At 58.9% G+C, this 7,352-nt stretch carries 7 protein-coding genes, 4 tRNA genes, 1 rRNA gene and 1 pseudogene; 12 read left to right on the top strand and 1 reads right to left on the bottom strand.

Translation table 11 applies throughout. The annotated features are described in order from the left end of the window. Positions 1-2 precede the first annotated feature (2 nt). A 5S ribosomal RNA gene (gene rrf / locus LGM71_RS31285) occupies positions 3-115 on the top strand. A 128-nt stretch (positions 116-243) separates the two neighbouring features. On the opposite strand, the pseudogene LGM71_RS31280 reads toward rrf, so the two are convergent. After that, positions 244-1,373, bottom strand: a pseudogene (locus LGM71_RS31280) (IS3 family transposase). A gap of 692 nt (positions 1,374-2,065) precedes the next feature. Between LGM71_RS31280 and LGM71_RS31275 the strand changes: the two are divergent. The 11 genes from LGM71_RS31275 (at position 2,066) to rplL (ending at position 7,243) form a co-directional block, all read left to right on the top strand. Continuing rightward, positions 2,066-2,151, top strand: a tRNA-Tyr gene (locus LGM71_RS31275). Positions 2,152-2,194: 43 nt separating this feature from the next. Then, positions 2,195-2,268 (top strand) — tRNA-Gly (locus LGM71_RS31270). A gap of 25 nt (positions 2,269-2,293) precedes the next feature. Then, positions 2,294-2,368: transfer RNA gene (locus LGM71_RS31265), tRNA-Thr, on the top strand. A gap of 65 nt (positions 2,369-2,433) precedes the next feature. After that, positions 2,434-3,624: an elongation factor Tu gene (gene tuf / locus LGM71_RS31260; protein WP_006482910.1), complete on the top strand. Its 1,191-nt coding sequence runs from the start codon at positions 2,434-2,436 to the stop codon at positions 3,622-3,624. 59 nt (positions 3,625-3,683) lie between these two features. Next, positions 3,684-3,759: transfer RNA gene (locus LGM71_RS31255), tRNA-Trp, on the top strand. Between the two features lie 42 nt (positions 3,760-3,801). Continuing rightward, positions 3,802-4,182: a preprotein translocase subunit SecE gene (gene secE / locus LGM71_RS31250; protein ID WP_006482892.1), complete on the top strand. Its 381-nt coding sequence runs from the start codon at positions 3,802-3,804 to the stop codon at positions 4,180-4,182. A 1-nt stretch (position 4,183) separates the two neighbouring features. Next, positions 4,184-4,741, top strand: coding sequence for a transcription termination/antitermination protein NusG (nusG, locus tag LGM71_RS31245; protein WP_006400672.1), 558 nt, complete (start codon positions 4,184-4,186; stop codon positions 4,739-4,741). Positions 4,742-4,881: 140 nt separating this feature from the next. Continuing rightward, entirely contained in the window at positions 4,882-5,313 is a 432-nt protein-coding gene (gene rplK / locus LGM71_RS31240) for a 50S ribosomal protein L11 (protein ID WP_006400671.1), read from the top strand. Next, positions 5,314-6,012 (top strand): 50S ribosomal protein L1, encoded by a 699-nt coding sequence (rplA, locus tag LGM71_RS31235; protein WP_226118322.1) that lies wholly within the window; start codon positions 5,314-5,316, stop codon positions 6,010-6,012. A 295-nt stretch (positions 6,013-6,307) separates the two neighbouring features. After that, positions 6,308-6,805: a 50S ribosomal protein L10 gene (rplJ, locus tag LGM71_RS31230; protein ID WP_226118320.1), complete on the top strand. Its 498-nt coding sequence runs from the start codon at positions 6,308-6,310 to the stop codon at positions 6,803-6,805. Positions 6,806-6,868: 63 nt separating this feature from the next. Further along, positions 6,869-7,243 (top strand): 50S ribosomal protein L7/L12, encoded by a 375-nt coding sequence (rplL, locus tag LGM71_RS31225; protein ID WP_021161757.1) that lies wholly within the window; start codon positions 6,869-6,871, stop codon positions 7,241-7,243. The last annotated feature ends 109 nt before the right edge of the window (positions 7,244-7,352 follow it).

Genomic DNA, 7,352 nt, shown 5'->3' with positions numbered 1-7,352 from the left:
TGCCTGATGACCATAGCGAGTCGGTCCCACCCCTTCCCATCCCGAACAGGACCGTGAAACGACTCTACGCCGATGATAGTGCGGATTCCCGTGTGAAAGTAGGTAATCGTCAGGCTCCCTAAGCCAAGAACCCCCGCCCGAAAGGCGGGGGTTTTTGCATTTGGGCGGCGAAAAGCGCGAGTGCAGGCAATCGAACCTCTCCGGTTGTTGCTCAATGAGGCTGGTCCAATTTCCATCCCGGCCTTAGCTCGAAAATTCCGGTACTTCGGGGTGGGCCGCCCAGGCCCGATCGGTGCGCTGGCGGGCGAATTCCGCCGGTGTCATCCACTGCAGCGCAGAATGAGGGCGCGCCTCGTTGTAGTACTCGCGACAGACCTCGATTTTGCGTCTGGCTTCTTCAAGCGACGAGAACCAATGCGCGTTGAGGCATTCCTCCCGAAAGCGTCCGTTGAAGGATTCATTCTTCGCGTATTCGGTCGGCTTGCCAGGACGCGAGAAATCAATCTCCACGCCGTTCTCGTACGCCCATTTGTCGAGCACCTTCGAAATGAACTCGCTGTCATTGTCTGCCTTCATATAGCGTGGAAGCGGGCGATGCTGCGCAAGCTTGGTCAGCGCGGCAACCGCGTGCTCGCCACCCAACGAGCCGCCGACTTCAATCGCCAAGCATTCCCGCGGGTAGTTGACCACGATCGTGAGGGTGCGCAAGCGTCGACCATCAAACAGCGCATCAGCGACGAGGTTCTTACTCCAGCTTTCTTTGATCGCGCTCACTGACTGCTTCGGTTGCCGGCGCCGGGCAGACTTGTTTCGACGGGCTCGCTAGTGGCACAACGAAAGGCCCAGTTCCCGATACACGCGTTCTACTCTCTGATGATTGTCTCTCCAGCCTTCCCTGCGAAGCATCACGTACACGCGGGGCGCACCGTAATGCCTCCGCACTTCCGTGATCTCCTTGATGCGCATTTCCAGTGCGCTGTGATCCCACGCGACCGACTCGTGACGGTAGACCGTGCGAGAAAGCTGCAACAACGCGCAGGTCTGCCGTTGGCTCGCGCCGAAACGCTGCATCAAGTCCGTGACCAGATCTCGGCGCCGAGAAGGCTTCAAAGCCTATTTGACAGCGCGTCCTGCAGCATGGCCTTTTCCAGCGACAGAACAGCCACGAGCCGCTTGAGCTTCGCGTTCTCTTCCTCAAGTTGCTTCAGCCGGCGCACCTCCGAGGGCGACAGTCCTCCATATTTCGTCCGCCAGTCGTAAAACATTGCGTCGCTAATCCCCATCTTGCGGCAGACCTCCGCGACCGGCGTGCCCAACTCGGCCTGCTTCAACGCGTATGCGATCTGCTCTTCGGTGAACTTGCTCTTCTTCACGGCATGACCTCCAAGTCTCGATGACAACGTCATGCCGGAATTTTCCACTCTCAAATCCGACAGTTTTGTGGACTAGAAGGGCCAAAGCTCAACCTGCCTCGGCGTCAAGCTGCCGCTCGTACGCGACGATCTGCTCCTGCACCCCTGGCTACCACGTCGACTGCGCGTAACCGTCGCGGCGAACGTGCTGCGGTGCAGCCCGCATTGCATCGGGCCTTCGTGCAAGCTTATCAACGTGAGCGTCAGGTCAAGCTATCGCAGCGGAGGAGGCGAACAGCGGCGCTATATCCCGAATCCGGTGTCCCCGAGGCCCCTGCGGACAACGCGGCTGCCCCCGGCCGGGCGATATGCTGACGTCACCGTCATCCGGCTTCAGCTGGTCCGGGCGTTTGCCGGATGCCCCCACAATTCCCGTCGGCATGGAAATTGCAAATTTTTTGCATCTACCCGCTTGGCATTATCCGCGGGAGGTCGTATCATGGCGGTCTTTCGTTTTTAGCGAAGATGCAAATCGACGCTGAAGACGGAGTCTGACGAAGATGTGGCGCCGATCGGCCTCCTCTCGTGCTTGCCTCAGCCGGGTGAGCGTGAGTGTCGGGTGAGTCGGCAAGTGCTCTGGAAGAGAATGAAAATAATCTTTCAGATGTGCTTGACAAGAGTGCGATGCACCCCCATAATCGTCAGTTCTCTACGGAGGGGTGCCCGAGTGGCTAAAGGGGGCAGACTGTAAATCTGTTGGCTTACGCCTACGTTGGTTCGAATCCAACCTCCTCCACCAGAACATCAACGCAAAGAGCGGTAGGGAATCGTTAGTGGCCCGTGCGGGTGTAGCTCAATGGTAGAGCAGAAGCCTTCCAAGCTTACGACGAGGGTTCGATTCCCTTCACCCGCTCCAGTCCGTGTAGTTGAAGCGTAATAGCGCCCATGTGGCTCAGTGGTAGAGCACTCCCTTGGTAAGGGAGAGGTCGGCAGTTCGATCCTGCCCATGGGCACCAGCAGTACAAAGTCAGTGTCTGTTTGCGCGCGGCGCAACATGTGAAATTCCTTTTGGGAGTTGAAAATGGCCAAGGAAAAGTTTGAGCGGACCAAGCCGCACGTCAACGTTGGTACGATTGGTCACGTTGACCACGGCAAGACGACGCTGACGGCAGCGATCACGACGGTTCTGACGAAGAAGTTCGGCGGCGAAGCGAAGGCGTACGACCAGATCGACGCGGCACCGGAAGAAAAGGCGCGCGGCATCACGATCAACACGGCACACGTCGAGTACGAAACGGCAAACCGCCACTACGCACACGTCGACTGCCCGGGCCACGCTGACTATGTGAAGAACATGATCACGGGCGCGGCGCAGATGGACGGCGCGATCCTGGTTTGCTCGGCAGCAGACGGCCCGATGCCGCAAACGCGTGAGCACATCCTGCTGGCGCGTCAGGTTGGCGTTCCGTACATCATCGTGTTCCTGAACAAGTGCGACATGGTGGACGACGCTGAACTGCTCGAGCTGGTCGAGATGGAAGTTCGCGAACTCCTGTCGAAGTACGACTTCCCGGGCGACGACACGCCGATCGTGAAGGGTTCGGCGAAGCTGGCGCTGGAAGGCGACACGGGCGAGCTGGGCGAAGTGGCGATCATGAGCCTGGCAGACGCGCTGGACACGTACATCCCGACGCCGGAGCGTGCAGTTGACGGCGCGTTCCTGATGCCGGTGGAAGACGTGTTCTCGATCTCGGGCCGTGGTACGGTGGTGACGGGTCGTGTCGAGCGCGGCATCGTGAAGGTCGGCGAGGAAATCGAAATCGTCGGTATCAAGCCGACGGTGAAGACGACCTGCACGGGCGTTGAAATGTTCCGCAAGCTGCTGGACCAAGGTCAGGCAGGCGACAACGTGGGTATCCTGCTGCGCGGCACGAAGCGTGAAGACGTGGAGCGTGGCCAGGTTCTGGCGAAGCCGGGTTCGATCACGCCGCACACGCACTTCACGGCTGAAGTGTACGTGCTGAGCAAGGACGAAGGCGGCCGTCACACGCCGTTCTTCAACAACTACCGTCCGCAGTTCTACTTCCGTACGACGGACGTGACGGGCTCGATCGAGCTGCCGAAGGACAAGGAAATGGTGATGCCGGGCGACAACGTGTCGATCACGGTGAAGCTGATCGCTCCGATCGCGATGGAAGAAGGTCTGCGCTTCGCAATCCGCGAAGGCGGCCGTACCGTCGGCGCCGGCGTCGTCGCCAAGATCATCGAGTAAGCCAGTTATTCGTTGATCGACAGTTTTGGGGCTGGCATCAGCCGGCCCCAGCATGGTTTAGGGGTATAGCTCAACTGGCAGAGCGTCGGTCTCCAAAACCGAAGGTTGGGGGTTCGATTCCCTCTGCCCCTGCCAAAAATCGCCACGTGTCCCACGTGGCATTTGTTTTAAGGTGTTATGGCGAATCCATCCGTCGAAACTGTAAATACCTCCGGCGATAAGCTGATGCTGGCCCTGGGCGTATTGCTGGTCTTGGCCGGATTCGTGGGCTTCTTCTGGCTGGCCAATCAGCAGTGGTACGTCCGCGGTGCCGCATTGGCGGTAGGTATTATCGCCGGCGTGGCCGTCGGCCTGATGTCCGCACCTGGCAAGAGCCTCATCGCGTTTGCCAAGGATTCGTACAAGGAAGTCCGCAAGGTCGTTTGGCCCACCCGCAAGGAGGCAACGCAAACCACACTCGTCGTGTTTGGTTTCGTGCTCGTGATGGCGATTTTCCTCTGGTTGAGTGACAAATCGATCGAATGGGTGATTTTCTCGGCGATTCTGGGTTGGAAATGATATGAGCGATACTCCGGCATCCCCGAGCGGAAAGCGTTGGTACGTCGTGCACGCCTACTCCGGTATGGAGAAGAGCGTGCAGCGCGCGCTTCAAGAGCGCATCGAACGTGCTGGCATGCAGGATAAATTCGGTCAGATCCTGGTTCCGACCGAAGAAGTGGTCGAAGTCAAAGGTGGCCACAAGGCTGTAACCGAGCGTCGTTTCTTCCCCGGCTACGTGCTGGTGGAAATGGAGATGACGGACGAAACGTGGCACCTCGTGAAGAACACGGCGAAGGTCACGGGTTTCGTCGGCGGTGCGCGTAACCGCCCGACCCCGATTTCCCCGAAGGAAGTCGAAAAGATCATGTCGCAGATGCAGGAAGGCGTCGAGAAGCCGCGCCCGAAGACCCTGTTCGAAGTTGGCGAGATGGTGCGTGTCAAGGAAGGCCCGTTCACGGACTTCAACGGCACTGTCGAGGAAGTCAACTACGAAAAATCGCGCGTGCGTGTGTCGGTCACCATCTTTGGCCGTTCTACCCCGGTCGAACTCGAGTTCGGTCAGGTCGAAAAAGTTTAATCCCGATTCGGTGGGCAGCCTCGGCTGCCCACCTTCGCGCTTACGGCTCGCGTTATGGCCGTTGAGGAGCGTCAGTAGCCAGCGGCGAAAGCGCGTTATCACTCACCGAACGCCGCTTGGCGTTCCAACGAGGTTTACAAATGGCAAAGAAGATTGTCGGCTTTATCAAGCTGCAGATCCCTGCAGGTAAAGCCAATCCGTCGCCGCCGGTCGGTCCGGCACTGGGTCAGCGCGGCCTGAACATCATGGAGTTCTGCAAGGCGTTCAACGCGCAGACTCAAGGCATGGAGCCGGGTCTGCCGGTGCCGGTGGTTATCACGGCATACGCTGACAAGAGCTTCACGTTCGTGATGAAGACGCCGCCGGCGACCGTCCTGATCAAGAAGGCGGCGAAGGTGGACAAGGGCTCGAGCAAGCCGCACACCGACAAGGTCGGTTCGATCACGCGCGCTCAAGCCGAAGAAATCGCGAAGACCAAGATGCCGGACCTTACGGCAGCTGATCTGGACGCAGCCGTTCGCACCATCGCTGGTAGCGCACGCTCGATGGGCATCACTGTGGAGGGCGTGTAAATGGCTAAGATCTCCAAGCGCCGTCAGGCATTTGCCGCCAAGGTCGATCGTCAGAAGCTGTATGCGATCGAGGACGCACTGGCACTCGTGAAGGAATGCGCGAGCGCGAAGTTCAACGAATCGATCGACGTCGCAGTGCAACTCGGCATCGACGCGAAGAAGTCGGACCAAGTCGTTCGTGGTTCGGTCGTTCTGCCGGCAGGTACGGGTAAGTCGGTTCGCGTTGCCGTGTTCGCACAAGGCGACAAGGCCGAGCAGGCTCGTGCAGCAGGCGCGGAAATCGTCGGTATGGAAGACCTGGCTGAGCAGATCAAGGCTGGCCAGATGGACTTCGACATCGTGATCGCTTCGCCGGACACGATGCGTATCGTCGGTACGCTCGGTCAGATCCTCGGCCCGCGCGGCCTGATGCCGAACCCGAAGGTTGGCACGGTCACGCCGGACGTTGCGACTGCAGTCAAGAACGCGAAGGCTGGTCAGGTGCAATTCCGTGTCGACAAGGCCGGTATCATTCACGCAACCATCGGCCGTGCATCGTTCGAATCGACCGCACTGCGTTCGAACCTGTCGGCACTGATCGAAGCGCTGCAGAAGGCCAAGCCGGCAACGAGCAAGGGCGTCTACCTGCGCAAGATCGCACTGTCGAGCACGATGGGTGTCGGCGTGCGTATCGACCAGGCTACGCTGGCAGCACAGTAAGCAAGTATTCGGGCCGCTTCGTTCGCGAAGCGGCCTACATGGGCTTTGGGCGGTTGTTCGTGCAGCAAGGCGGGCAACCGGTTATCAAAGACCGTTGGTGGGGCGCAGCAGGCAGGCGATCCCTTAATTCAAGCCAACGCAGATGGCGAACCCGAAAAAGTTTTGCAGTGGTGAAGCCGCAGGCCGTGAAGCGATTCCCGGCGTGTGGTGGAAATACTCCTAACGAGGTCGGACGCCGTTGTTGAACGAGGTACGTGAGGTTTCGTGCCGAACGTATCGTTTCTGGAGGCTAACCGTGCCGCTTAATAGAGAAGACAAGCAAGCCGTCGTCGCTGCGGTTGCCGCGCAAGTCGCGAAGGCCCAGACCGTTGTGCTGGCTGAGTATCGTGGAATTGCGGTTGGCGATCTGACCAAGCTGCGCGCGAAAGCGCGTGAGCAACAGGTTTACCTGCGCGTGTTGAAGAACACGCTGGCGCGTCGCGCTGTTGAAGGTACGCCGTTTGCTCCGCTGGCAGAGCAGATGACTGGCCCCCTGATCTACGGCATCTCGGAAGATGCAATTGCTGCTGCTAAGGTCGTCAACGACTTCAGCAAGGGCAATGACAAGTTGGTCATCAAGGCTGGTTCGTTCGATGGCAAGGTGATGGACAAGGCTGGCGTGCAAGCGCTGGCAAGCATCCCGAGCCGTGAAGAACTGCTCTCGAAGCTGCTGTTCGTTATGCAATCGCCTGTTTCGGGCTTCGCGCGTGCTCTTGCCGCGCTGGCCGAGAAGAAGCAAGCAGAAGCTGCGTAATCGAGCGAGCATCAGCGTCACTGATCGCTGGCTGTATCCGAATTCAATTTAGGAGTATTTCAAATGGCAATCGCAAAAGAAGACATCCTGGCAGCAGTCGAAGGGATGACCGTTCTGGAACTGAACGAACTGGTCAAGGCGTTCGAAGAGAAGTTTGGCGTGTCGGCAGCTGCAGTGGCAGTCGCTGGCCCGGCAGGCGGCGGCGCTGCTGCTGCTGCAGAAGAGAAGACCGAATTCACGGTCGTTCTGGCTGAAGCAGGCAGCAACAAGGTTGCAGTCATCAAGGCAGTTCGCGAACTGACGGGCCTCGGCCTGAAGGAAGCGAAGGACGTCGTTGACGGCGCACCGAAGGCTGTCAAGGAAGGCGTCGACAAGGCTGCTGCTGAAGAAGCCAAGAAGAAGCTGGAAGAAGCAGGCGCAAAGGTCGAAGTCAAGTAAGTTTCGACGCGCTGTGCGAAGGCTGGCGGTATTTTCACCGCCGGCCTTTTTGTGCTTTGTGGGGACGTTATTCTGGCACTCATTCGGGAGCCCGAATAATCGGCCCCAG

Source organism: Burkholderia sp. AU33545 (assembly GCF_020419685.1).
Taxonomy (GTDB): domain Bacteria; phylum Pseudomonadota; class Gammaproteobacteria; order Burkholderiales; family Burkholderiaceae; genus Burkholderia; species Burkholderia diffusa.
Note: the sequence above shows the minus strand (reverse complement) of the source record. Positions and strands in the feature narration are given on the sequence as shown.

Bases quoted from the DNA above. Each gene is read 5' to 3' on its own strand.
- tuf (WP_006482910.1), top strand. From the start codon at position 2,434: ATGGCCAAGGAAAAGTTTGAGCGGACCAAGCCGCACGTCAACGTTGGT.
- secE (WP_006482892.1), top strand. From the start codon at position 3,802: ATGGCGAATCCATCCGTCGAAACTGTAAATACCTCCGGCGATAAGCTG.
- nusG (WP_006400672.1), top strand. From the start codon at position 4,184: ATGAGCGATACTCCGGCATCCCCGAGCGGAAAGCGTTGGTACGTCGTG.
- rplK (WP_006400671.1), top strand. From the start codon at position 4,882: ATGGCAAAGAAGATTGTCGGCTTTATCAAGCTGCAGATCCCTGCAGGT.
- rplA (WP_226118322.1), top strand. From the start codon at position 5,314: ATGGCTAAGATCTCCAAGCGCCGTCAGGCATTTGCCGCCAAGGTCGAT.
- rplL (WP_021161757.1), top strand. From the start codon at position 6,869: ATGGCAATCGCAAAAGAAGACATCCTGGCAGCAGTCGAAGGGATGACC.